The following is a 24,890-nucleotide window of genomic DNA, read 5'->3' on the forward strand; positions in this document are numbered from 1 at the left end:
ATCCTTATCCAATTGGCTTCAGTCGAGTGCCAGTACCACGACCCGTTGTCCGGCACGCACCGCCGAACCGGGCTGCACGCGAATCTCGCGCACCACCCCGGCCATCGGCGCGAGTACCGGGATTTCCATCTTCATCGACTCGAGAATCACCAGCACGTCACCCGCCGCGACACGGCTACCGGCCTCGACCTGCACCTGCCAGAGATTGCCGGCGATGTGGCTGTCGATGCTGTGTTCACTGTCGGCCAGTGGCGCCTCCTCGGTCGATTCCGGGACGGCTTCTTCGCTGTCGAAATGCGCCTGACCGCTGGCGATCCAGCGTTCGCGCTCGGCATTGAACGCGCCCTGTTGCTGGGCACGAAAGGCACTGATGCCTTTGGCTTCACGATTGAGAAAAGCCTGATAATCGGCAAGGTTGATCTGGCTGTGTTCGATGTTGAGATCGAAGCGCCCCAGCGGAAAATCGCGGCGGATGCGCAGCAGTTCGGCGGCGCTGACCGGGTAGAAACGGATCTGGTCGAAGAAGCGCAGCAACCACGGTTTGCCATCGAACGCGGCGACTTCGCGATAGCGATTCCACATCTGCAAAGTGCGCCCGACAAACTGATAACCGCCGGGGCCTTCCATGCCGTACACGCACATGTAGGCGCCGCCGATGCCCACCGAATTCTCGGCGGTCCAGGTGCGTGCCGGGTTGTATTTGGTCGTGACCAGGCGATGACGCGGATCGAGCGGCGTGGCCACCGGCGCACCGAGGTAAACGTCGCCAAGGCCCATCACCAGATAGCTCGCGTCGAACACCGTGCGCTGTACTTCGTCGAGATTGGGTAGGTCGTTGATGCGGCGGATGAACTCCAGATTGCTCGGGCACCACGGCGCGTCCTTGCGCACGGTGGTCATGTATTTTTCGATGGCCAACTGACAGGCCGGGTCGTCCCACGACAGCGGCAAATGGACGATGCGCGACGGCACTTGCAGGTCCTTGGCGGCGCACACCGCGTCCCACTCGCCGGCGATGAGGCCGAGCAGATCGGCCAATGGCAGTTGCTCGGGTTGATAGTGGATTTGCAGCGAGCGAATGCCGGGGGTGAGGTCGATCACGCCGTGCAGGGTTTTGTGTTCCAACGCTTGCATGAGGGCGTGAGCGCGGAAGCGCAGAACAAGATTGAGTTCAGGCTCGCCGATTTCCAGCAGTAAATGGGTGTCGCCGGAAACCCGCCCGACAAGTCGCATATCACCCTGACCCAACGCCAGCACCACAGGCGACACAAGATCCTGTGGGAGCTGGCTTGCCAGCGATGAAGTTAATGCGGTGTCTGGACGGGCCCCATCGCTGGCAAGCCAGCTCCCACAGTTATCCCATTGACAGGCAAGATCCCGGGCGGTCTTGAGGTCGACGGGAATGAACTGGATTTTATCGCCCGCCTTGAGCTGCCCCAGTTGCCACAGATCCGCCTCGATCACCGTCACCGGGCAGACAAACCCGCCAAGGCTCGGGCCATCCGGGCCGAGGATCACCGGCATGTCACCGGTGAAATCGACGGCGCCGATGGCATACGGATTGTCGTGAATGTTCGACGGATGCAACCCGGCCTCGCCGCCGTCGGCGCGCACCCATTCCGGCTTCGGCCCGATCAGCCGGACGCCAGTGCGGCTGGAGTTGAAATGCACTTCCCACTGGGTTTCAAAGAACGTGCCGATGTAGTTTTCAGTGAAGTATTCCGGTGCCGCGTGCGGGCCGTAAATCACCCGGATCTGCCGCACCGCCGGCAACGCGGTGATGTGCTGCTCGGCCAGTTGCTCACCAGCACTGCGGTCCTTCAGCGCAGGGATATGCAACACATCACCGGCGCGCAACGCCCGACCACCGTGCCCACCAAACTGACCCAGGGTGAAGGTGCTTTTGCTGCCCAGATAATCCGGCACCTGCAAGCCGCCGCGCAGGCACAGATAACTGCGTGCACCAGCGCCGCTGATGCTGCCCAGATGCAACGTTGCGCCCGCCGGGATCAGCAGGGCGGTGTTCATCGGCACGCTTTCACCCTCAAGCGTCAGACCAATCGGCGCACCCGTCACCGCGACCACCGCCTCACAATTGAAGCGCAACAGTGGCCCGCTCATGGTGATTTCCAGCGCCGCCGCGCCTTCAGCATTGCCGAGCAGACGATTACCCAGACGCAGCGCGCGACTGTCCATCGGCCCCGATGGCGGCACACCGACCGCCCAGTAGCCGAGGCGACCGGGATAGTCCTGCACGCTGGTTTGCGTGCCGGCGCTGAGCACTTCGACAGTGTTGGCGCGATAGACCAGACCTTCCAGGCAACGGGTCCACGGCTCGCCGCTGGCGAACGGCGTGTCGAGCAGAATCTGCCGCAGGTAATCGCGGTTGGTTTCCACGCCGTACAACAGACTGTCGCCTAACGCTTGATGCAACTCGGCACGCGCCTGTTCGCGGCTCGGCGCCCAGGTAATGACTTTGGCAATCATCGGGTCGAAGTACGGCGGAATCTCGCAACCGGCCTCGATCCAGGTATCGATGCGCAGTTGAATGCCGTTGGCCGGCGGGAATTCCACTGCCGTCAGCAAACCCGGACTCGGCTGGAAATCACGGCCCGGGTCTTCCGCGTACAGCCGTGCCTGAATTGCGTGGCCTTCAGGTTTCAACTGGCGATACAACTCGCTTAGCGGCGGCAAATCACCCGCCGCCAGCTCCACCATCCAGCGCACCAGATCGACACCCCAGACCTGTTCGGTGACGCCATGCTCGACCTGTAAACGCGTGTTCACTTCAAGAAAATAGAAACGCTGCGCTTCGCTGTCGAAGACGAATTCCACGGTGCCGGCGCTGCGATAGTTCACCGCTTTCGCCAGTTTGATCGCCGCTGCGCACAACTCTTCGGCCATGCCGTCCGGCAGGTTCGGCGCGGGGGTTTCTTCGAGGACTTTCTGATTGCGCCGCTGCACCGAGCAGTCGCGCACGCCGAGGGCGATGACCTCACCGCGACCGTCGCCGAACACTTGCACCTCCAGGTGCCGGGCGCGCTGGATGTACTTCTCGATGAACACGCCAGCGTCGCTGAAGTTGTTCTGACCGAGGCGTTTCACCGCTTCGAAGGATTCGCTCAATTCGCTGGCGCTGCGGCACACGCGCATACCGATGCCGCCACCGCCGGCGGTGCTTTTCAGCATTACCGGGTAGCCGACTTGTTCGCCGGCAATCAGCGCGGCGTCGAGGCTGTCGAGCAGTTCGGTGCCTTCGAGCATGGGCACGCCGTGCTGTTTGGCCAGCGCACGGGCGGTGTGCTTGAGGCCGAACACCCGCAGTTGTTCCGGCGTCGGGCCGATGAAGGCGATGTCGTGCGCTTCGCAGGCTTCGGCGAACGCGGCGTTCTCCGAGAGAAACCCGTAACCGGGATGGATCGCCGTGGCGCCGCTTTGTTTGGCGATGGCGAGGATTTTCTCGACCGCCAGATAGGTGCCGGCGGCGGCGCCTTCACCGAGGCTGTGCGCTTCATCGGCGTGCAGGATGTGCAGGCTGGCGGCGTCGGCTTCGGAATACACGGCCACACCTTTGACCTGCAGTGAAGCGAGGGTGCGCAGGATGCGGCAGGCGATGGCGCCACGGTTGGCGATGAGGACTTTTTCGAACATGGCATAACCCCTGAAGGGGAAGCGGGCCGTCCCGCCGTTTTTCGACAGACATCCGGGCCGTCCCGGATGAAAAACCACATTGACTTCAAACCACCTGAAATTCCCTGTGGGAGCTGGCTTGCCAGCGATGACGTCAGCACTTCCAACATCAATGGTGACTGACACACCGCCATCGCTGGCAAGCCAGCTCCCACAGGGTTTAGCGTTGTTTGGGCGATTTCAGGCACTGGCCGGAGCGGGCCTGGCACAGGGCGAATAGCCAACTGCGTAACCGGCTGATTTTCAGTTCCATACCAGCAGCTCCGCAGGTGTCGGGTTGTAGGCGTTGCACGGGTTGTTCAATTGCGGGCAGTTGGAAATCAACACAATCACATCCATCTCTGCACGCAGGTCGACGTACTTGCCCGGCGCCGAAATCCCGTCCTCGAAGGTCAGCCCGCCATCCGCCGTCACCGGTACATTCATGAAGAAATTGATGTTCGGCCCGATGTCGCCTTTGCCCAGTCGCCCGTCATGGGCACAAGCGCGCAGGTAGTTGTCGCGGCAGCTGTGCATGTAGCGTTTTTCCAGGGCATAGCGCACGGTGTTGCTCTCTTGCGCGCAGGCGCCGCCGAGGGTGTCGTGGCGTCCGCAGGTGTCGGCGACGATGGTCAGCATCGGTTTGCCGAGGTTGGAATACAGCACGCTGCCGGTGCTCAGGTAGACGCTGTTCTGCCGACGCAAGGTGCGCTGCACGTCGTAGCGTTCCTTGGGATTGGCGAGGCTGTAGAACAACGTATCGACGGCCTGATTGCCTTCCAGGTCGAGGATACGCAGGGTCTGGCCGGCCTTGACCTCCATCAGCCATGGCTCACCGGCCGGGATCGTGGCGCGGTACACCGCTGTGTCGGGGTGGTTTTGCGAAGTGGCAATAGCAACTGACATGGCAGCAGTCCTCAGGCGAACAAACGGTCGGTATTGATAAAGCCGCGCTCATTTTCCGGGCGCGAGGTGCGGCAGTGTTCGGCGACGCTGGCGTCGGCGTTCATCCAGCTCAGCTTCAGCGGTTTTGGCGCGTACTCAGGGGACGGGTCCATCGGATGTTGCAGCGCGGTGAGCACCACCAGCGTGTCCATCGGCGCATACAACTCGATGTAATCGCCGGCCTTGGAGTTGCCCTCGACGAAGTGAAAACCCCCGGCCTCATCGACGTTGACCCGGCTGAACAGATTGAGGGTCATCAACAGATCGGAGAGGCCCAGGCCCCACTTGCCGAGTTCCACCAACAGGTTGTCGGTGCCGTTGCGGAAGAAACCGTTGCGCAGTTCCTGATAGCGGCCCTGACCGTACTTCTGCGCGACCTCTTCGGCGCAGAGCACACCGCCGAGGCTGTCGCTCCAACCGCAGGTGTCGGCGGTGATTGCGGCGAGTACGCGGCCCATGTCCGAGTACAGGCAGTGGCCGCTGGTGAGCTTGGCGGTGTGTTGGCATTTGAGGCTGTCGGGCAGGTTCAGCCGCTCGGTTTTTTCATTGGCGTTGAGCAGGGTCAGGCTGACGTTGGCGCCGCCGCGCAGATCGGTCAGGCGCAGCAATTGACCGCGCTTCAATACGAAGGAGCGGTGGCCGCCACCGGGGAGCATTTCTTCGGCAAACGGTGGGAACAGTTGGGTCGAATCAGTCATTGGAGCAGTCCTCTCAAGCGGTGCGAAGGGCGCCTGCCAGTGGCAACGGCAGGGCGTCGACGGCGGCGCGCTGGGCGCGGCGGTCGCTGTTCAAAGGGATGTCGTAGGTGATGCGTGCGCCATAGGCGCCGGGGGCGTGCGGGTCGAGGCGGACCTTGTCGAACACCAGCAGACGGGTGCCGAGGCTGAAGCCTTCAGACAAGTCGTGGGTGACCATGAACACGGTCAACTGGGTCTCGCGCCACAGCTCCAGCAGCAAGGCGTGCATGTCTTTGCGGATGCCCGGATCGAGTGCGCCGAACGGTTCGTCGAGCAGCAACACGCGCGGTTTCATGATCAGCGCCTGGGCAATCGCCAGCCGTTGCTGCATGCCGCCGGACAGCTGCGCCGGGAACTTGTCGAGCGCATGGCCGAGGCCGACTTTGTCGAGCAATGTCGCGGCCTGATCGCGAGCCTCACGTTTGGCACTGCCGAACAACCGCCCCAGCAGCGGCGCACGCGGCAGTTCAAGGCCGAGTGCGACGTTGTCGAGCACGCTCAAATGCGGGAACACCGAGTAGCGCTGGAACACCACGCCACGGCTGGCATCCGGCTCGCTGGTCAGCGCTTGACCGTCGAGCAGAATCTCGCCGCGACTCGCCGTTTCCTGACCGAGCAGCAGGCGCAGGAAGGTCGATTTGCCGCAACCGGACGCGCCGACCAGAGTGCAGAACTCGCCCTCGTTGACGCTCAGGTTCAAGCCTTCCAGCACCACTTGATCGGCGTATTGCTGCCAGACGTTTTTGACCGTGATGAAGCTCATTTGGTCGCCCCCTCATACCAAGGGAAGGCGCGACGGGTCAGGTACTTCAGGCCCCAATCCATCAGCCAGGCGAGGAGGGTGATCCACACCACGTACGGCAGAATCACGTCCATCGCCAGATAACGCCGCACCAGAAAAATCCGGTAGCCGAGGCCGTCGGTGGAGGCGATCGCTTCGGCGGCAATCAGGAACAGCCACGCCGAACCGAGCATCAGCCGTAACGAGATCAGCAAGCGCGGCAGCAGTTGCGGCAGCACCACCCGCAGCATCAGCGTCCAGGTCGAGGCGCCGAGGGTCTGTGCCTTGATCAGCAGTTCGACGGGGATTTCCCGGGCGCGTTGTTCCAGATCGCGAGCCAGCGCGGGGGTGATGCCGATCACGATCAGCATGACTTTCGACAACTCGCCCAAGCCGAAGACGATGAACAGAATCGGCAGGATTGCCAGCGGTGGCACCATCGACAGCACCGTTAGCAGCGGCGACAACGGCGCGCCAAACAACGGCAACGTGCCGGCGGCGATGCCCAGGCACAGCCCGGCCAATGCAGCGATGCCGAGGCCGATGGCCAGACGCCGCAGGCTCGACGCGGTGTCCTGCCACAACAGGTAGTCACCGGTGCGGCTGTCGGCATTGAAGGCCAGGCGTTTTACCGCGTCGGTCATCTGCACGGCGCTGGGCAGCAGTTTGTCGTTGGGGTTGTCCGCCAGGCGCTCGGCCGAACCCATGAAGTAGGCGAACAGCACCAGGGCGAACGGCAGGATCACCAACAACAGGTGACTCGGGCGATCCGGGTGGCGATTGATCAGGCGCATGGCCAAATCCTCCGTGGCTTACAGCTTGGCGTCGGCGGCCATCTGCACGTAGGTCGGATCGAAACGCAGCTTGAGGTTGCCGGTATCGCCACTGGTCACGCCGTTGGCGAAGGCCATGCCGACCGCGCTGGTGTCTTTCGCGCCTTCGCCGAGCAAGCCGTGCTGGAAGGAGAACTCGGCGACCTTGCGCATGGTTTCCGGCAGTTGCTTGCTGGTAGCGAAGCTCAAGGCTTCCTTCGGTGTGGCGAACAGTTTGGTAGTGTCCAGTTGTGCCTGGAATCCGGCCAGATCCGTGCCCGAGGCCTTGGCCATGTGCTCCAGCGCGGCTTTGCTCGCGGCGTTTTTGGCGTTCATCAGCTCGACCACTTCGAACCACGCACCGGTCAGCGCTTTGCCCAGCGCCGGGTTGTCTTTGAGGGTGGCGCTGTTGACCACCATCATGTCCATGATCTCGCCAGGAATCTGGCTGGAATTGAACACTTCGGTCACGCCCGGTTTGGCCTTGATGTCCGAGAGCATCGGGTTCCAAGTAGTGACGGCGTTGACCTGTTCGGTGTTGAAAGCGGCGGAGATATCGGCGTCGGAGGTGTTGACCACTTTCAGGTCTTTCTCGCTCAGGTCAACCGAGTCCAGCGCGCGGGCGAGCAGGTAGTGCGAGACCGACAGTTCGACCAGATTGACGTCCATGCCCTTGAGGTCGGCGACTGTCTTGCCGGTGCCCTTGAGGACGATGCCGTCGTTGCCGTTGGAGAAGTCGCTGACGATCAGCGCAGTGCTGTCGACGCCGCCTGCCGCAGGAATGGTCAGTGCGTCCATGTTGGTCATGGTGCAGCCGTCGAACTGGCCGGCGGTGTACTGGTTGATCGATTCGACGTAGTCATTGAGTTGCACGACGTCGATCTTGATCCCGTACTTCTTCGCCCATTTGTCGACGATGCCCTGGCTGCCGGCGTATTCCCAGGGCATCCAGCCGGCGTAGATCGTCCAGCAGACGCTGAAGTGATCCTTCTGGGCGGCGGGGGATTGGGTGCTGAGGAGCGCGGCGAACGCGGCGGCGAGCAGGGCGGGCAAACGTAGTCGGGACATGATGGGTTCTCCAGTTGATCGAGGGCGGACAGGAAGGCAACGCGGCACCGCGAACGGTGGCTTGTCTCCCGGGCTTTTGTCCCGCCGTGTAACCTCAACTGGAGGTCGCCAACTCTCGGACCAGCCACTCGCGATCGCGAGCCGGAACCCTAGTCAGCCATTGCAAATTGTGGTGCCGCGAACCTGTGATGACTCCTGCACGGGTTTGCTAAAGCGAGAGGCGTGCCAAGTTGCGTCAGGCGCTCTGGCACGGGGTTGCGGGTAGGCGCGGGAGGATTACAAGTCTGGTTCGGCGCTTTGTGTTGGTGCGCGGCTGCACCGCGATGCAGCGTGTTTGCCGCTGATCCGATGATCTTGAGGTGTCGGCACTCGGCATGGCTTTGCCAGTCAAAACAGGTGTCAGCCGGTCTGTGCCGACTGCTGTCGCAGGTCTTTCCAGGAGGCCGCCATGCTTATTCCCAAAACGTTGCGAAGGGGGCTGCTGGGCGCGGTGCTCGGTTTCGGTCTGTCCGGGTGTTACTACTATGCCGGTCCCTACGATGCGTATCCGTCTAGCTACTATCCCGGTTATTACTCGCCTTATTACTACGGGGGTTATTACGGCCCGCGCTACTACGGCGGTGCGCGTTATTACCACGGTGGCTACGGCTATCGAGGTGGTTACGGACGGGGTTATCACGGCGGCGGATATCACGGTGGCCACCATTAATCAGCGGCTGAATGACAGCGTTTTCCAAATGAACAGGATTTCATCAATCACTTGTTTCAACTTGTTGCAGGAGCGCACCAGATGCGGAAAACGCTGTCTGATTTTTCGTCAGTCACCGATTAAATGACTGATGCCTGCCAGCGTCGCTGGTGCGGCCAACCCGCGGTCCAGGAGGCCGCCATGTATAGACGAATTCTTCTGCTTGCTGCGTTGATGTTCTCCGTTGCCGGATGCGTCCCTTACTCTTACGCGGACTCGTATTACAGCTCAGAGGTTTACACGTCACCCGCACCGGCCTACTACAACACGGGCGGCACCTATTACCGCGGTGGCAGCACGTATTACGCGCAGCCACGCTACTACCAGCCAGCCCCGCGGTATTACCAGCAACCGCGCTATTACCAATCGGCGCCGCGTTACTACCAACCGGCTCCACGTTATTACGAAAGCCGCCGCTGGCACGACAATGATCGTGGGCGCTGGGAAGGCCACCGTCGCGGCGGTTGGGATAACGATCACCGCGGTCGAGGTAACTACGACCGACACAGCGGACGCGGCGACCATAACGGACGTGGCAACCGCTGGTAATCACCCGCAAATGAAAAGCGGCGCTTGAAGCGCCGCTTTTTTGTGCCCGCGACTATCGTCAGGATGAAGGCGCCACTTTACAGCGCCCACCAGGATCATTGGCCGCAGGCGCTTCGGCACCTGAACGGGGCAATCAGCGACCTGGGTCCTGTTTGATCGCTATATCAGGTACGGGCTGATAGAGCAGGCCGTAATCCATCAGCAATTCATCACCCTTGCTGATGTCTTGCAGCGCCACGAAGAACGTCAGGTTTTTCCCCGCTGCAATGGAAATGACGTTATTCGATTTCCATGCCGGTCCACTGCCCAGTTGCGAGGTATTGATCAGGCTCAGGGTATTGCCCGTGTGCAGCGCACTCACCGAGCGATTGCCCGACCGTGTGCCGAACAAGTAGGTCAGTACGGCCCGTGAACCTTGTTTGCGTATCTCCTGAAACAACGACGCATCTGATTCATGAAACTTGCCTGCATACGGTCCCAGCACTTCAAATCTGGCGATATCGCGTCGCGCCCACACCGACGCGCCACGATTGGGTCCACCGTCATCCAGTGCCGTGAGCACTTCCAGCGTCTGATCAAACCGCGACTGATGCTGTCCCTCTGTTCGCAACCAGTCTTTGATCGACTCCTTGATCTGGCTTGAGACGCGTTTTTTGCCTGCGTTATCGAGACCGTCAAGCAGGCCACTCCAGTGGGCGATACGGATATCATCTATCGGCCCCTCTAATGCATGGGTCAAGCTGAGCCTGGGGTTCTTTGGGTCCTGCAGGATTGGCAATGTGTTGTCGACCTGGTGAGGCAATGACGAGGACGTTCCAGTTTCAACCTTGATTGCGACAGGCAGGATGTCCGAGGAGGGGCCGGGAGCTTGTTCTGGGTTTTGTGGTGTGTCGGCAGACTTCTTCGGCTGGGTCGGATCGAGGGATTCCTGTGCAGGCCGCTTTTGTCCCGGACTTGTCTCGATTTGTTGAGGCGCGGGAGACAGGGCGGTGCTTTTCCCTGCATGTTCGAGACGCCGCAAAGCGGTATCTTTCAAGAGTCCGTTAGCTCTGACAAGTCGCCGCCAGGAGTTGGGGCTTAATCCGTGCTGGCGTACGAATTCCTCTACTGTGACGGTGTTGTCCGACTTCTCGAAGAGTGTTTTCCACAGGCTTAGATGCTCATCTCTAATCGAGTTGTAAACAACGCCTGCCGCCCTGTTCATTTTCGCTTCACCGGCAGGTGCCAGGCTTCCATTTTGCCGGACGATACTTTTAAACAAACCCGGATGAAGGTGATGAAGACCGGAAAATCCCTCCATGGTCATTGCATCACGCAACGGTTGTGTCATGGCTTGCCAATCACGAATATGCGTACCGGTTACCTGATTTACGGGTGTGCCGGCGGGGCGTTCACGTACGATCATGCCCGCGGCGCTCAACTGTCCGTCGGGCTCCACATAGTATGCAAAGGTTTTGCCGGATAGACCTTTCTGGCGGGCAAAACCCTCGCGGGTAAGCGACAGCTGTTCTGCTCGCGGTAAGGCTTCCCAAGCCAATAAGTGCTCAGCAGTAATTAACTCACTATGCCGGCCTGACACATGAGCCGGCAGGCTCGCACTTGCATCAGGTTTCTGGGGCGCGGAAGGGAGTAGTGCAACGTCGCCCTCTGTTGGATAGAGACGCTGCGCAGTCGCATCTCGTAAAGATCCATTAGCTCTTACTTGCGCATGCCAAGAGGTTGGGCTAAATCCGTGTTGACTGACGAACTCCGCTGCCGTGACCAAATTATCCGGTTGCCCGAATTGCCGGCTCCACTCACGTAGATGATCATCGGTAATCGCGTTATAGGCCGTGCCGGTTGCCCTGTTCAATAGCGCTTTACCGGCAGGCCCCAAGCTGCCATTGCGCCGCACAAAGCTTTTGAACGTCCCCGGATGAAGGTGATGATGACCGGCAAATCCCTCCATGGTCATTGCGTCACGCTCTCGTTGCGTCATGTTTTGCCAATGATCGATATGCGTTTGGATCACTTTATTGAAGGGGGTATTGGCGGGGCGGTTGCGCACAATTGCGCCCGTAGCACTCAGTTGGCCGTCAGGTTGCACGTAGTATTCAAACGTTGGCCGGGACAGGTTATGTTGCCGGGCAAAGTCTGCACGACTCGTGTTCCCCTGTCCGTTACGCGACACCGCCTCCCAATTCAGTAGATTTTCGGCAGTGATCTTCTCCTCCAGTCCGCCCGGAACCCGCGCCGGAACCCGGGCTGGCGACGCAGCGACAGGCACTGCGGACTTCTGCCGGGCTTGATCAAGACGCTGCACAGTCTCATCTTTCAAGGTGCCATCAACTTTTACGTGATGTTTCCAAGAGTTCGGGCTGAACCCGTGTTCCCGTATGAACGCTTGCGGCGTGACTGAGTTGTCCGGTTGCTCGAACAACCCTTTCCACGTGCGTAAATGGTCATCGGTAATCGCGTTATAAGAGCTGCCGGCCATTCTGTTCAGCAGCGTTTCACCAGCGGGCCCGAGCCCATCGGCCCGCACATAAGATTTGAACGAGTTCGGACTAAGGTGGTGATGACCGGCAAATCCTTCCATGGTCATTGCGTCACGCGCCGGCTGTGTCATGGTGTGCCAATCACGGACATGTACATGAGTCACCTTGTTGAAAGGGGTGTTGGCAGGTCGGTTACGCATGAGCAAACCGGCAGCGCTCAACTGACCCTCGGGTTCTACGTAGTACGCCAAGGTTTTGGCCGACACTCCGTTCTGACGCGCAAAGCCCGGAATGGTCAGCCTCTTCTGTTCCGCTTGCGGCAACGCCTCCCACGCCCGCAAGTGATCCGCCGTGATTTGCCCCCCACCAAACAATCCCAGTCGTTGCCACTGATCACCTTGGAGATGCTGAACCAGCAATCCGGTTTGCCGGTTGTGGTGATATATCTGCGCCTGCACGACGCCTTCTTCAGTGCGAGTGACTTGCCTGACCTCGTACACCGCCGTTTCACCGCTGCCATTGGTATGGCGTATGTGGGAGAGGTGCCCATCGGCGGCAACATACACCCCTTGGCTGTTGCGAGAGAGACCGGCGATTATCGATTCGGGCACACTGTAGCGGCTGAACAGGGCATGACTCAGTTCGTGCCACTCAGCGACGTGTGAAGTGAGCACTTCACCGGCAACCGCCTGGGTGGCGACGGCGAATTCCTCTAGCGGGCTGCCGTAAGGTCGCATTGTGTCGGCATCAAATGAATACCATTGACCGTTCTTCAACACGGCCGCCCCTTCCACCGTCTGGCCAGTCACTTTTACAGTGCCCGTTGCCGCCGCGTCATACTGTGTGCTGAGCGCTTTCAATACATCGTAACGGTCGGCGGCCCCCCTGAGCCGGTTGACGGCTTTGGCGCCTCTGGACAGCAGATAAAGGCCGCCGGTGCCCACGAGTCTGGTCAGATCAGCCAAGCCACCCAGCGGGTTGAGCACATCAATGGTGGCGACACCGATGACATGGACGGTCTTCAATGCCTTGGCGCCGGTGGACAGCGCAGTCCTGCCGATCCTGATCAGTTTTCCTGCTGTGGCAGCGCCCGCCGTGAGAAAACCGAATATATCCACGGTGAGATCAAACACCGCCTCGCCGTAGTTGCCCTTTTGAAAGTTGACAATGGCGGATCTGAAGGGGATCAGGTTCAACAAAAACTCACCCAGCGGTTTGGGCCGGTAATATTCGTCCATGGGTGTCTGCCCGCGTGCCAGCTCTTTGATTGCGGGGTCATCCAGGTCGAGATGTTGCACAAGGGCGTCGGCAATCGCGCGGGATCGAGCGCTGCTGAAACTGTTTACCAGTGATTCGCTCAGAGCGTACTCACGACCCAGTTCATTTGCCGCCTCACGGGGGACAAGCTCTTTGGTCGTGAAATATTTGTTGGCTTGCCTCGATTCCTGTTGCTTTGCCTTGTGCAGGGCTGTCCGTTCAATCGTGTCGTTATTGATGTTGATTTCATACGCCTGGATCGTGCCGCTCAGCTCCGTCCTGATGAGCAGTCCGGCCTCGTTGGGGCAAGGGGCATGATTGAAAAAGCCATCCGAGACAAATGAACCTTGTTGGAAAAAACTGACTTTTCCAAATTCGAAGTTCTTTCTGTCTTCTGGTGGGAGCAGAGAGATCATGTGCCTGATCGTTGTATTGACGGCAGCCTTTTTTTCCAGAATTGCGCGTGCGAACTGCCGGTCGAAGGCCTCGCGCACACCGAACGTCGGGTTGTTGTTCAATGCCTCAAGTGGGAGGCGGGCATCATTTGATGCAAGCGGACGCGGATTCGGCAAGTCCATCATCGCGTAATCCAGTAGCGAATGAGTGCCGCTAAAACCTGTCTGTCCACTCTCGCCGCGATACGTATCGGTGCGGAGTGCCTTGACGTCGAAAAGCGGACCCAAGTCGCCAAACCGCTCTATCAATAGTGTCAGGGCAATGTCTTTTCGTGTCGGTAATGCCTTGTCCAGATTCCTGGCGGCAGCAAGTCGCTCTTCAAGCTCTTGGTTAAATGTCGTTCTTATTGTTTCAAGTTGTCCGGCGGTATGGGTGTCATCGTTTCTTTTCCGGATGATTTCGTTGGCGACAGCCCAATCGAGTAAGACGGCTGTCTGAATGCATTGAGTAGATGCCGGGTCAGTCAGGCTGGCACTTTCAGCCCCGCTCATGACTTGGGAAAACGTCAGGCCGGAGACTTTGCCCGGTGTTTGAGCCTCGATGGCCATTGCCGCCATGGTGAGGTTGGCCCAGGCCAGACTGCCCACTTTCACATTCTGAGGAATGTCGGCAATCAGATATTGCGGGGCCAGCCTGGCCAGCAAAAGGTGGGTAGCGACTTTTGCCAGTCCGGGGCTGGTTCTGGTTTCACCGATCAAGTGTGCAGCGAGGTCATCCACGACGGCAGACGCATGCCGGCCACAATGTTGTTGACTGGCCAGATCGAAGCCCGCTGTTTTGTTGCGGTCAGGGTCAGTGATCGACTCAGGATCCATCTGCAGTGCGATCCCCGCCAGCAGGTAATCCATGACGCTGCTATCGCTGTCGATGCCTTGCATTCTCTGTTGCAGCGTTTTGCCCATCGATTGCCCTTGCGGGGAGCGGAGCAGCGCGTCGAGCATTTTTGCAGGGTCGTTGGCCACTTGCTGGGGGAGAGGGTGCTGATAACGCAAGAACTCCAGCACACCGCCCTTGATCTGCATCACCAGCGGTTGGTCGCCCAAGTGGTGTGCATGGCTCATGGTGATCAGACGCAGGCGGCGTTGTTCGTCAGCACTCAGTGGAATGGGCCAGGACAACGCCCCACCCAGATTGCCCAATGGGTGTTCAATCGTGCTGTCAGTGACAGTCGCCAGCGCTTCGATGCCTTCAGTTTCGTCGGGGAGGAGCGGGTGTGTCAGCGAAGGTGTGCGTACGAGGGTGTTGCCCGTCATGAGACTGTCCATAGTCAAAGAGTCGTCCTTGGGAAAGCGCAGGTAGGCGCTTCCAGCGTTCACGAGTGTAAAAACACGCGGTGAACACATTCCATAAACCAAGTACGAGTCTTTGTGTCCAGTTAAACGCCGTGTTGGCGGTCGGACAGGATGTAGATTTGCGTCCGGTCCGACCCTGCGTCTGGCTCAGTAAACCGTCAAATCCGCCAACGGATGCCGCCCCGCGTTACCACGCAAACCGTCGAAAAGTCTTCCCGTTAGCCATCTCCTAGGGCATTCCCAGACGCTTCCTACAGTTTCATTTCCTTGCATTTGTTAGCGTCTGTTCGTGCCGATCGAGGTGAGCAAAACTCAGTTCAACAGCGGCGAATAAAAGGACGATGCCGCTATGAAGCTTCTTGTGATTCACCAAAACTTTCCGGGCCAGTTCCGTCATGTGGTGCTGGCGGCGATTGACAGGCGTTATGAGGTTTTGGCGATAGGTCGGGATACGGCGCCGGGTATCGCTGGGGTGAAAATATATCGATACCGCGCTGCCAGCCGAGCACCGGGCGGTATTCACCCCTACCTGACCCGTTACGAACAAGCGGTGACTGATGGACAGAAGGTTTCTGAAATTCTGAGCCGGCTGAAACATTCGGGTTATCGGCCGGACGTGATTCTCGCTCATCCCGGATGGGGGGAAACGCTGTTCGTCAAGGATGTCTATCCTGACGCGCCGCTTATTCACTATTGCGAATATTACTATCGGGCGCAGGGCGCAGATTCCGGGTTCGACCCTGAATTCCCGCGAGCCACAAGAGAGTCATCAAGGCTGCGAGTGCTCAATTCGCTGCATCTTTTGAATCTTGAGCAATGTGACACTGCCATTGCGCCCACGCGGTGGCAGCGCAGTCTGTTTCCTGCAGCTTATCAGTCGGCCATTCGGGTTATTCACGAGGGCGTCATTCAAAGTTCCAGTTTGGCGAAAACTGGGGCCGTCAGGTTGCCCAATGGCGTCGAACTGAGAGCCGGGCAGCCGATCGTTACTTATGTCGCGAGGAATCTTGAGCCTTATCGCGGGTTTCACAGTTTTATGCGAGCGATCCCGCATATTCAGGCTGAGTGTCCCGATGCGCAGATAATCATAGTGGGCGGTGATGACGTCAGTTATGGGGGTAAGCCGGTTGGCTATGCAAATTGGCGCAGCAGGATGGAGGCAGAGGTAAGTTTCGATCATTCCACCGTTCATTTCACAGGGAAGCTTCCTTACCGGACTTACCGGGCAGTTCTGGACTGTTCAAAGGTTCATGTTTATTTGACGTATCCGTTTGTTATGTCGTGGTCGTTACTGGAGGCGATGGCGGCTGGGTGTGTGGTAGTAGCGTCGGATACGGCTCCGGTAAGGGAGGTGATCGTCGATGGTCACAATGGAATGCTGGTGGATTTCTTCGATCATCACGGTATCGCCAAACGTATTGCCAAGGTTCTTGATTCCGTTGATGAGTACGACTGCCTTCGTAGCGCTGCGAAGTTGACGGCGAGCAGATTTGATGTGGCGTACGGCACGAAACACTACTTTGACGTATTTGAAAGCGCGATGTTCGGGCATCTGAAGAAACAGCCTGATCCTCAGTTTGACAGGGAGATTTGAAATGCTCCGGATGTCGCGTAAGCCATGGGTTAAATGGTTTAAGAAGTTGTTGAAATACGGCTTGTTTATTTATGCCTGTTATTGCGTGGTGGATTTTTATATCCGTGAAGAACAAGTCGCCGAGGCGATGGCAATCTATTACGCGGATCAGGAGGCCTGTCAAAAGAAGCTGGCGAGCATGAAGCAGGTGCCCATACTGGGCGGCAGCTATGTGGATAAGACTCTGGTGCCGGAGTTTTATGTAGGCATGCCTGAACTGGCGAATAAGAAAGCGTGTCTGGCCAATACGCTCAAGGGGCATTTCTGGTGGACCGGGACGGAGATACGGTCGTACCACGATCAGAGTGTAAAGCCGATTCCTGAAAGTTGGCGTCTTTATAAACTGAACGCTGGGCTTTATACAAAAAAAGAAAACACTGAACCCCATGAGCGGGGCTATCGGCACGTCAACTGGCCGGATGAGTTGATTGTAAAGCTAAAAAATTATCCGGGACTGGAGCTTTGGCTTAATGCACCTCCGCCGCATTTCAAGAATGAGGCTTCCGTTCGAAAGTTTGTCATTGCTCACTGGCCGCGGCGTGATGGCACTCCTCGATTGATAAGCTGTAACGGCTTGATTCGCCCGGCTGCTGAGGAGGAACTGACTGACAAGAAATTGGCAAAGCTCAGTAGAGCCGAACTGGAAAACCTGGATTTTGGGAGTTTGAACTTTTTTTGCACTGTGGAGTTGCACAGCTTTGATTTTTCCGGAGGGCACGGTCGGGTAAGTCTCGGTCTTACGTCATTACGAGAGTCACCTGAGATGCTTAAGTTTCTCAGTAGCTATCTTTCACGCTCTGTTATTACAAGGAAGTAACGATGAGTTATGTTTTTAATGATCTGGAAAAAACAGAAATCTTAAATGCAGCAAATATTTGCAAGGGACTGATGTTCGATTCTGAAGATGTCGAATATCTTGCGCTGGAATTAACAGGGGCTAGCTGCGCTCCCCTGTATCAAAAACTATTCGATATTATTGGCGGAAGAGTTTCTGAGGTTACCGTTGTCGATAATGAAGCGGGAAAAATTCTGAAAAGCGCCAGGCTCTGGCTTGCCGTGGCCATTGATGCCAACGGTGGAAACGGTGCCTACTCCGCCCTGATTCGCGGCTACACCTCGCGGCAAGGTGAACTGAGATTGAATAAAATCTTCAGTGAAAACCTGATGCAGCTGTCATCGAATCAGGTCGCCGCCAATTTCATCAATACCTTGATCGACGGATCCCTCGCGGGTCGGCTGGCACCCTGGACGGTTCCATCCATCAGCCAGATTGCAGAGATTGATGCCAGTGCGATCGGCAAGGCACTGTTTAGTGAGACTTGCGGAGAGAAGGATACCGCCGTGAGCCATAACGCCGGCTGGTCAGGGACAGTCGGATTCAGCCTGTTGGGTGGAGCGCCGCCCTATGAAACCTGGAGATTGATCTCCGCGGGTGATTCGCAAGGGGAAGATGGCGGCCCGCCGACTCAAACAAAAGCCAACAGGCTCGATGACTATAAAAATATTCTGTTCGCCATCGATTCCTACAGTGTCGGCCTGCGAGCGGCGATCAGCAATTTCGGCGTCAATCCATTGCAAAGTCTGCTTTCCGTCGTGCCAGAGCAAATCAATATCGCGCTCGCCAGTGGCAGCCTCAATCCGCTGATTCAGCATGTAGTGAAAGGCACGCCGGTTTCCGTCGTAGTCGACCTGATATTGCGCTATGGCCAGAACGAATTCCTCGACATGTTCAAGCGCACCTACGACGGCGATTCAGCAGCGCCAGCTACCACCGATGAAACCTTCGCCACCAACGCTTACGCATTCTTCTCGGCATTTTCACCGGAGCAGTCCCAAAGCATCGTCACCCGATCAATAGGTGAATACGGAAACGCCAATTCATGGGCAAAACTGGCTGGCGAGTCGACATCCATCGGCCTGGCGCTGCGCAATTCCCTGAAGCAACTCAGTGAAATCGTCATCGAACGCGATGAGGGTTACCCCGGACGCGGACTGGAACTCTACGATCCGCTGACCGGCGAAGGTTTCATCACCGCGCAATGGCTTGCCGATCGTGCGCAGATGTTGGCCCGGTTGATTGTCCGAACCCAGGGCTCGTTTGGAGAACACTCGCTGCAGAAGTTTTCCTACTCCGATCTCGCCTCAGCCAAACAGGCGCCGATGACCACCGGTGTGTTGAATCCGCTGGTCATGTTCGGCGATGACGGTGCGCGGTCTCTCGCGGGCGGTGCGAACACTGATCATCTGTATGGCGGCGCGGGCAATGACACGATCAACGGACTGGCAGGTCACGATGTCATTGAGGGTGGACGCGGCAACGACTTGCTTGGCGGAGGCGACGGCAATGATGCGCTGTACGGAATGGCCGGTGATGATGTTTTGGTCGGAGGAAAGGGTAACGACTCTTTGATCGGTGGCGAAGGCAGCGACCGCTATGAGTTTTCCAGCGGTGATGGCATCGATGAGATCTTCGACGCCAACGTAAATGGGCAGTTATGGATCAACGGCTCGCCGATTCCTTCACTCAAACGTCGCGCCCCTTTGAGCAATATCTGGTCGACCGAGGATCAGGCCATCACCCTGACCCTCATCGAAGAACTCACTGAACCCACCCTCAACATCAAATATGGCCTGAACGACCTCGTCGTTATCAAGAACTTCCGCCCCGGGATGCTTGGCATCCGACTTCCTGAACACCAAGACCATACGGTCTCTGCTCCCGATCTGGTTCTCCAGGGCGACTGGAAAGCGAAAGATATCGACCCCAATGTTCCCGGTGATCAGTTCTCATACGATGAGTTGGGCAACGCCTTGCTATTGCCCAACGTAAAACAGAGAAACAAGGCCGATGTGCTCTACGGCTCTGCAAAAGACGACATCATTCTCGGACTTGGTGGATCAGACCGATTGTTCGGCAAGGACGGAAACGATCAGTTGTTTGGGGATAAACAGACGACGCTCGAAAAAGCCATGGCCGCTGGCGACTCTAAAGGGAAAGCCGCTCGAGGCGATTGGCTTGATGGCGGGGCAGGTCACGATTTGCTCATCGGTACGGCATCCCAGGACGTGCTTCTGGGCGGTAACGATCGGGATACGCTGATTGGAGGTGCGGGAGATGACGTTTTATCAGGGGATGAAACGACCGGCGCGCTGGAGCAGAAATGGGGATTCACACGCGTCAAAGTTCTTATAGACGGTGGTGTCACCAGTCACCGAACTGTCTTTTCTAAGGCCTCCTTCAATAGTTCGACGCAGGGCGATAACGATGTTCTCTACGGTCAGGGCGGTCGCGATGTTCTCAATGGCGGATGGGGTGAGGATCTGCTTGATGGCGGAACTGAAGATGATCTTCTTTGGGGGGAGGGGGGGAATGACACGCTGGCTGGAGGAAGCGGTAACGACACAATGATGGGAGACAACCTCGATTGGGGCGGTGGACTGCAAAGCAAACACCATGGCAACGATGTATTGGACGGTGGCAGTGGCGATGATTGGCTCGCTGGTAACGGTGGAGCCGATGCGATTTATGGCGGCCCGGGCAGTGACACTCTCAAGGGGGATGACGATGTACTGAACGGCGTTGCCGGTGACGCCGCCCGCTTTTTTGGAAATGACCAGCTGGACGGTGGTGCGGGAGACGACACACTCTGGGGCGGTGGGGCGGATGATCTGCTGTTCGGAGGTGAAGGCAACGACGCGCTGGCCGGGGATTATGCTGAGCATCCGGTTCGTTATCACGGTAATGATTTACTTGATGGTGGAGCGGGCGATGACACACTTCAGGGAATGGGTGGCTCCGATACCCTGATCGGTGGGGCAGGAGCTGACGCGATGGATGGTGATGTGTTCAACCTGCAGTCAGGTGGAATCAACAATGATTACCTTCAAGGCGATGAAGGAAACGATACCCTTTTGGGAGGCTTGGGCGCCGACACGCTTTATGGCGGCGCAGATGATGACATTTTATCCGGCGACTACGCGCAGACAGTCGAGGCTGAACACGGTGCGGATTATCTGGACGGTGGTTCAGGCAACGATACCTTGCTCGGCGGTGGTGGCAACGACACGTTGTTGGGCGGGGAGGGTGTAGACCACCTTCGTGGGGATTCCGGCAATAACGTTTTTGATGGCGGGGCCGGTAACGACGTGATGGAGGGCCGTGACGGTGCTGATGTTTACTATTTCGGCGCTGGCGATGGTCTGGATATTGTTACCGATGCCGGCGGCCGCAACATCATCAGGTTCGGCGCAGGCTTTTCCGCACAAAGTCTGAAAGCCGACATTATCGAAGTTGCCGTCGGCACAGTATTGCGGCTGGCCAATGGCGCGGGCGACGCGATACTCATCAGGAGTCACGAGCAGTGGAAGGATTCCACATTCAGTTTCAGCGATGGCGTTGTACTGGGTTATGAGGATGTCCTGCGCAAAACATTGCCTCCGATAAAGGTGCCCGAGTCACCTGTACCGGAAGTTGTAACCGCCTCAGGAATCCAGCAAAGCAAAGTTGAAGACCCGGTTCTGCCAGACGATGTAACCATCGCGGCGCAACGCCCTGTGGCATCTGATCACCCCGTTGACTGGACTGAAAAATTCCTCGCGCAAATCAAATCCAGGCGCTACGCCCGCAAACACGCCACAGGTTTCACCTTGAGTGATCAAGGCGTCTGGGTTCGCAGTCATATCACGACTAGCGACACCGGTTACATCACTCACACCGAGCTGAGCGATGACGGCGTCGAAGCGGGAACACTGTCTGAAACGCCGCCATGGATGAAGGTTGATGCAGGGCATGCCGTGGTCAGTGAAAGGCAGTCGAAAACCACAACTCGTGTCGAACATAAACAGGTGAAAGCCGATGGGGCGATAGCCTCTTCGAGTCAGGCGCCTCGCTATTATCGATCCGGCTCGGCCAACGGCTTTTCATTCAATACGGGAGATGTATTGGTTGAAGACCGTAAGGAATCTGGCGCGCTTGAGGGCTGGTACATCTATCCGGCAGCATGCTTCGGTTCGGGGGAAACGGTGCCCAAGGCGGTTCGCTGGGATGTCACAATTGAAACGATCAAACGCAAAATCGTCCTTGGCGACGATGCCGGCGGGCGAGTCAACGTCGAAGTGGAAAACGTTTTCCACGGCGGCGCGGGAGACGATCTGATTGTCGCTTATGCAGGCTCCCCACTTGACTACGGCACTGTCGGCGACAGAACACCGGGCGTGTTTTTATCCGCAGGTGCAGGTGACGACACCTTGCTGGGCTCCGAGGGCGCCGACTATCTGGTCAGCGGGGCAGGGGATGATTGGCTTTACGGTGAAGACGGTGCCGACACCTACATCGTGCAAGCGCACGCCGGAGCAACTACCACGATTGCGGATGTGCCGAACCCTGTTTTCCACCGAGCAGAAGTTGGCGCAGCGGGGTGGAAGGACGAGTACGGATTGATCGATCAGGACACGGTCGTCCTTCCAGCAGATGCGCAGCGCGATGCACTGCAATTGAGCTGGGGTGCTGCGCTGATAGAAACCACACATGTCGAGCTGGAACCCAACCCAGGTCGCGGGGCACACCGCAATCCGCCAAGAGCGAAAATGCTCCATCCTACACTCGATATCAATTGGGGTGGGATACAGAAAGTTCGCATCGTCTTGCCCCTCAATGGTGAACTTGAGGGGGCCGGGATTGAACTCTTGAATTTCGCCGATGGGTCGGTCGTGAGTTTGAAACAACTCTTGGAGTCAAGTCAGCTGGGCCCTGCGCCCGAGACTTTTCATACGGGTGTAACCGTTAACAATTCAACGCGTTTTACGTCTCTGCGAGACGGACGGGCGCTGCCGTTAGTCGGTGGTCGAGGCAACGACACGATAAGCGGTGCGGGGGAAATCCGAGGCATGGAAGGGGATGACGTGCTCACGGGCAGCCCCGGTGATGATCTGCTGTTGGGTGGGCCGGGCAATGACACGCTAACCGGCGGCGCCGGAAATGATATCTACCGATACGATGGCCTCGGCAGGGACGTGATCATCAATCGGGGAGACGGCCTTGACGGAATCGACTTTTCCGAGCGCAGGCTGACGATCGACAACTTGAAGTTTCACCGTGAACGCGATGATCTGGTGATCGTGGTGGATTACGGCATGGCACCGAAAACCCGGGTTTCCAATCATTTTGCCGCAGGCGAAAGCGCTATCGGCTTCATAAGAGTCAGCGAAGGAACAGCGACTCAAGACTACAGCGCGATGCAGATTGCTGAACGTCTGCATCCTCTTCCGCCATTGAGGGATGTCGAAGACATTTTGATCAAGGGCGACGAAGAAGCGCAGCGGGCGATGACGGAGATCATTCAGTTTTACGAGCTGAATGTCTGAGTCCTATGGCGACCGATTGAGCCAGCTCGCGATGGGAATCCAGTCGTCATCGCGAGCATCGCGTCAGTTCAATACTGCGTCAAATCCGCCAACGGATGTCGGCCCTCCCAGACCTTGTGAAAGTGCGCCTCGACCACCGCATCCGGCACGCTGCTGACGTCCGGCCAATGCCAGTGCGGCTTCTGATCCTTGTCGATCAACCGTGCGCGAACCCCTTCGCTGAACTCCGGATGCCGGCAGCAATTGAGGCTCAGGGTGTATTCCATCTGAAAGACTTCGGCCAGCGACATATGGCGGGCACGGATGATCTGCTCCCAGACCAGATGTGCGGTCAGCGGTGAGCCTTCGCTCATGGTTTTCGCCGCGCGGGCAATCAACGGATCGCTGCTGTCGCGTTGCAGGCTGATGGCTTTCCAGGCGCAGGTCACGTCGCTGACGTCGAGCAGTTCGTCGATTTGCTGACGACGCGGCAGCCACTGTGCCGCGGGCATCTGCGCCACGGCTTCCTGCTGCAGGGCCTTGAGCAGGCTGTTGAGTTGCATGTCGGTCTGTTCCTGCCAATTCAGCTGCAACAGGCCTTCGATCAGTTGCGGCTGCTGTTCGTCGAGCAGGAAGCGGTCGGCCAGATCCAGATCAATCGCATCACGAGCGTTCATGTGCGCCCCGGTCAGGCCCAGAAACAAACCGAGTTTGCCCGGCAGTCGCGCGAGAAACCAACTGGCGCCGACGTCCGGATACAGACCAATAGTGATTTCCGGCATGGCCAAACGGCTGCTCGGTGTGACGATCCGTGTACTCGCGCCTTGCAACAGGCCCATGCCGCCACCGAGCACATAGCCATGGCCCCAACAGATCAACGGTTTCGGATAGGTGTGCAGGCTGTAATCCAGGCGGTATTCCGCGCTGAAAAACTGTGCGGCCAGCGGTGGGACTTCGCCGGGGTGAGCGCGACAAGCCTCGACCAGGCTGCGCACTTCGCCGCCGGCGCAGAAGGCTTTGGCGCCGTTGCCACGTAGCAACACACAGACGATTTGTGGATCCTTGGCCCAAGCGCTCAGCTTGTCGCTGAGGGCATTGATCATTGGCAGGGACAGCGCATTCAGCGACGTTTCAGCATCCAGGCTGGCGATACCGATGCGGGCGCCGTCGGTGCCGGTGAGTTCTTCGAAGTGCAGATTCATCGTGACCTCGATCGGGAATTTGAACGATCAGTATGATCGTTGTGTGGGAAAGTGCCGGATATGCATCAGATCAATTGACAAGCGTGGTCGGCTTTCCTAGGGTTCGCCCCATTGTTTTTGCCGGGTATGACCATGACTGCTGACGACCGTATCAAACTCGAACCGAGCTGGAAGGAGGCACTGCGTGCTGAATTCGACCAGCCTTACATGGCAGAGTTGCGCAATTTTCTGCAGCAGGAGCGGGCGGCCGGCAAGGAAATCTATCCGCCGGGACCGATGATTTTCAACGCGCTGAACTCGACGCCGCTGGATAAAGTGAAGGTGGTGATCCTCGGCCAGGACCCGTATCACGGCCCGGGCCAGGCCCACGGCTTGTGCTTCTCGGTGCAACCGGGCGTACCGGCGCCGCCGTCGCTGGTCAACATCTATAAAGAGTTGAAGCGCGATCTCAACATCGATATTCCCAATCATGGCTACCTGCAGAGCTGGGCCGATCAGGGCGTGTTGATGCTCAACACCACCATGACCGTCGAGCGTGCCAACGCCAATGCGCACAAGGACAAGGGCTGGCAGTTCTTCACCGATCGCATCATCGAACTGGTCAGCGAGCGCCAGCCGCATCTGGTGTTCATGCTCTGGGGCGCCCATGCGCAGAGCAAGCAGAAGCTGATCGACGCGACCAAGCATCTGGTGTTGACGTCGGTGCATCCGTCGCCATTGTCGGCATATCGCGGGTTTTTGGGTTGCGGGCACTTTGGCCGCACCAACAAGTTTCTCGAGCAGAATGGCGAGACGCCGATCGAGTGGCGTTTGCCGCCCATTTGATGGGCTGACTGAGCCGGCCCCTTCGCGAGCAGGCTCGCTCCCACAGGGTTTTGAGGTGTACACATAATCTGTGGCACCCACAAGAACCTGTGGGAGC

14 protein-coding genes and 1 riboswitch are annotated in these 24,890 nt (G+C 58.1%); of the genes, 6 read left to right on the forward strand and 8 right to left on the reverse strand.

Annotated elements, in window-relative coordinates; all coding sequences use genetic code 11:
• Positions 1 to 18: 18 nt before the first annotated feature.
• The 6 genes from uca to QZR14_RS13820 form a co-directional block, all read right to left on the reverse strand.
• The gene (gene uca / locus QZR14_RS13795) at positions 19 to 3,651 is read right to left on the reverse strand and encodes an urea carboxylase (protein ID WP_311996870.1); all 3,633 of its coding nucleotides are present in this window, start codon (positions 3,649 to 3,651) and stop codon (positions 19 to 21) included.
• 282 nt (positions 3,652 to 3,933) lie between these two features.
• Positions 3,934 to 4,575 carry an urea amidolyase associated protein UAAP2 gene (locus tag QZR14_RS13800; protein WP_311996871.1) on the reverse strand — a complete coding sequence of 214 codons (642 nt, stop codon included), beginning with the start codon at positions 4,573 to 4,575 and terminating at the stop codon, positions 3,934 to 3,936.
• An 11-nt stretch (positions 4,576 to 4,586) separates the two neighbouring features.
• Positions 4,587 to 5,312, reverse strand: coding sequence for an urea amidolyase associated protein UAAP1 (locus QZR14_RS13805; RefSeq protein ID WP_311996872.1), 726 nt, complete (start codon positions 5,310 to 5,312; stop codon positions 4,587 to 4,589).
• Between the two features lie 13 nt (positions 5,313 to 5,325).
• The gene (locus tag QZR14_RS13810) at positions 5,326 to 6,114 is read right to left on the reverse strand and encodes an ABC transporter ATP-binding protein (protein ID WP_311996873.1); all 789 of its coding nucleotides are present in this window, start codon (positions 6,112 to 6,114) and stop codon (positions 5,326 to 5,328) included.
• Positions 6,111 to 6,926 (reverse strand): ABC transporter permease, encoded by an 816-nt coding sequence (locus QZR14_RS13815; RefSeq protein ID WP_311996874.1) that lies wholly within the window; start codon positions 6,924 to 6,926, stop codon positions 6,111 to 6,113. The genes QZR14_RS13810 and QZR14_RS13815 overlap by 4 nt, the downstream gene beginning before the upstream one ends.
• Before the next feature lie 18 nt (positions 6,927 to 6,944).
• On the reverse strand, positions 6,945 to 8,012 hold the full coding sequence (locus QZR14_RS13820) for a putative urea ABC transporter substrate-binding protein (protein ID WP_311996875.1): 1,068 nt from the start codon (positions 8,010 to 8,012) through the stop codon (positions 6,945 to 6,947).
• Between the two features lie 63 nt (positions 8,013 to 8,075).
• Positions 8,076 to 8,176, reverse strand: a riboswitch (guanidine-I (ykkC/yxkD leader).
• 284 nt (positions 8,177 to 8,460) lie between these two features.
• On the opposite strand from QZR14_RS13820, the gene QZR14_RS13825 reads away from it, so the two are divergent.
• The gene (locus QZR14_RS13825; protein WP_311996876.1) at positions 8,461 to 8,721 is read left to right on the forward strand and encodes a hypothetical protein; all 261 of its coding nucleotides are present in this window, start codon (positions 8,461 to 8,463) and stop codon (positions 8,719 to 8,721) included.
• Positions 8,722 to 8,901: 180 nt separating this feature from the next.
• Positions 8,902 to 9,309: a hypothetical protein gene (locus QZR14_RS13830; protein WP_311996877.1), complete on the forward strand. Its 408-nt coding sequence runs from the start codon at positions 8,902 to 8,904 to the stop codon at positions 9,307 to 9,309.
• A gap of 133 nt (positions 9,310 to 9,442) precedes the next feature.
• On the opposite strand, the gene QZR14_RS13835 is transcribed toward QZR14_RS13830, so the two are convergent.
• Positions 9,443 to 14,752 carry an SET domain-containing protein-lysine N-methyltransferase gene (locus QZR14_RS13835; protein ID WP_311996878.1) on the reverse strand — a complete coding sequence of 1,770 codons (5,310 nt, stop codon included), beginning with the start codon at positions 14,750 to 14,752 and terminating at the stop codon, positions 9,443 to 9,445.
• A gap of 388 nt (positions 14,753 to 15,140) precedes the next feature.
• On the opposite strand from QZR14_RS13835, the gene QZR14_RS13840 reads away from it, so the two are divergent.
• The 3 genes from QZR14_RS13840 to QZR14_RS13850 are packed head-to-tail and all read left to right on the forward strand — an operon-like array spanning position 15,141 to position 22,787.
• Complete coding sequence (locus tag QZR14_RS13840) at positions 15,141 to 16,385, forward strand: glycosyltransferase family 4 protein (protein WP_311996879.1); 1,245 nt, start codon at positions 15,141 to 15,143, stop codon at positions 16,383 to 16,385.
• Position 16,386: 1 nt separating this feature from the next.
• Entirely contained in the window at positions 16,387 to 17,241 is an 855-nt protein-coding gene (locus QZR14_RS13845; RefSeq protein WP_311996880.1) for a hypothetical protein, read from the forward strand.
• 2 nt (positions 17,242 to 17,243) lie between these two features.
• On the forward strand, positions 17,244 to 22,787 hold the full coding sequence (locus QZR14_RS13850) for a calcium-binding protein (RefSeq protein WP_311996881.1): 5,544 nt from the start codon (positions 17,244 to 17,246) through the stop codon (positions 22,785 to 22,787).
• Between the two features lie 68 nt (positions 22,788 to 22,855).
• Here the strand turns inward: QZR14_RS13850 and QZR14_RS13855 are convergent, their stop codons facing one another.
• The gene (locus tag QZR14_RS13855) at positions 22,856 to 23,968 is read right to left on the reverse strand and encodes an enoyl-CoA hydratase/isomerase family protein (RefSeq protein ID WP_311996882.1); all 1,113 of its coding nucleotides are present in this window, start codon (positions 23,966 to 23,968) and stop codon (positions 22,856 to 22,858) included.
• A 132-nt stretch (positions 23,969 to 24,100) separates the two neighbouring features.
• On the opposite strand from QZR14_RS13855, the gene ung reads away from it, so the two are divergent.
• On the forward strand, positions 24,101 to 24,793 hold the full coding sequence (gene ung, locus QZR14_RS13860) for a uracil-DNA glycosylase (protein ID WP_311996883.1): 693 nt from the start codon (positions 24,101 to 24,103) through the stop codon (positions 24,791 to 24,793).
• Positions 24,794 to 24,890 lie beyond the last annotated feature (97 nt).

Origin of the sequence: Pseudomonas sp. rhizo66, assembly GCF_031931925.1 — a bacterium.
In the GTDB taxonomy this organism is placed as follows: Bacteria; Pseudomonadota; Gammaproteobacteria; order Pseudomonadales; family Pseudomonadaceae; genus Aquipseudomonas.

What these genes read in the sequence shown, in the direction of transcription:
- QZR14_RS13850 (WP_311996881.1), top strand. Translation starts at nt 17,244, where the DNA reads ATGAGTTATGTTTTTAATGATCTGGAAAAAACAGAAATCTTAAATGCA.
- QZR14_RS13855 (WP_311996882.1), bottom strand. Translation starts at nt 23,968, where the DNA reads ATGAATCTGCACTTCGAAGAACTCACCGGCACCGACGGCGCCCGCATC.
- QZR14_RS13845 (WP_311996880.1), top strand. Translation starts at nt 16,387, where the DNA reads ATGCTCCGGATGTCGCGTAAGCCATGGGTTAAATGGTTTAAGAAGTTG.
- QZR14_RS13800 (WP_311996871.1), bottom strand. Translation starts at nt 4,575, where the DNA reads ATGTCAGTTGCTATTGCCACTTCGCAAAACCACCCCGACACAGCGGTG.
- QZR14_RS13805 (WP_311996872.1), bottom strand. Translation starts at nt 5,312, where the DNA reads ATGACTGATTCGACCCAACTGTTCCCACCGTTTGCCGAAGAAATGCTC.
- uca (WP_311996870.1), bottom strand. Translation starts at nt 3,651, where the DNA reads ATGTTCGAAAAAGTCCTCATCGCCAACCGTGGCGCCATCGCCTGCCGC.
- QZR14_RS13810 (WP_311996873.1), bottom strand. Translation starts at nt 6,114, where the DNA reads ATGAGCTTCATCACGGTCAAAAACGTCTGGCAGCAATACGCCGATCAA.
- QZR14_RS13835 (WP_311996878.1), bottom strand. Translation starts at nt 14,752, where the DNA reads ATGACGGGCAACACCCTCGTACGCACACCTTCGCTGACACACCCGCTC.
- QZR14_RS13825 (WP_311996876.1), top strand. Translation starts at nt 8,461, where the DNA reads ATGCTTATTCCCAAAACGTTGCGAAGGGGGCTGCTGGGCGCGGTGCTC.
- ung (WP_311996883.1), top strand. Translation starts at nt 24,101, where the DNA reads ATGACTGCTGACGACCGTATCAAACTCGAACCGAGCTGGAAGGAGGCA.
- QZR14_RS13815 (WP_311996874.1), bottom strand. Translation starts at nt 6,926, where the DNA reads ATGCGCCTGATCAATCGCCACCCGGATCGCCCGAGTCACCTGTTGTTG.
- QZR14_RS13830 (WP_311996877.1), top strand. Translation starts at nt 8,902, where the DNA reads ATGTATAGACGAATTCTTCTGCTTGCTGCGTTGATGTTCTCCGTTGCC.
- QZR14_RS13820 (WP_311996875.1), bottom strand. Translation starts at nt 8,012, where the DNA reads ATGTCCCGACTACGTTTGCCCGCCCTGCTCGCCGCCGCGTTCGCCGCG.
- QZR14_RS13840 (WP_311996879.1), top strand. Translation starts at nt 15,141, where the DNA reads ATGAAGCTTCTTGTGATTCACCAAAACTTTCCGGGCCAGTTCCGTCAT.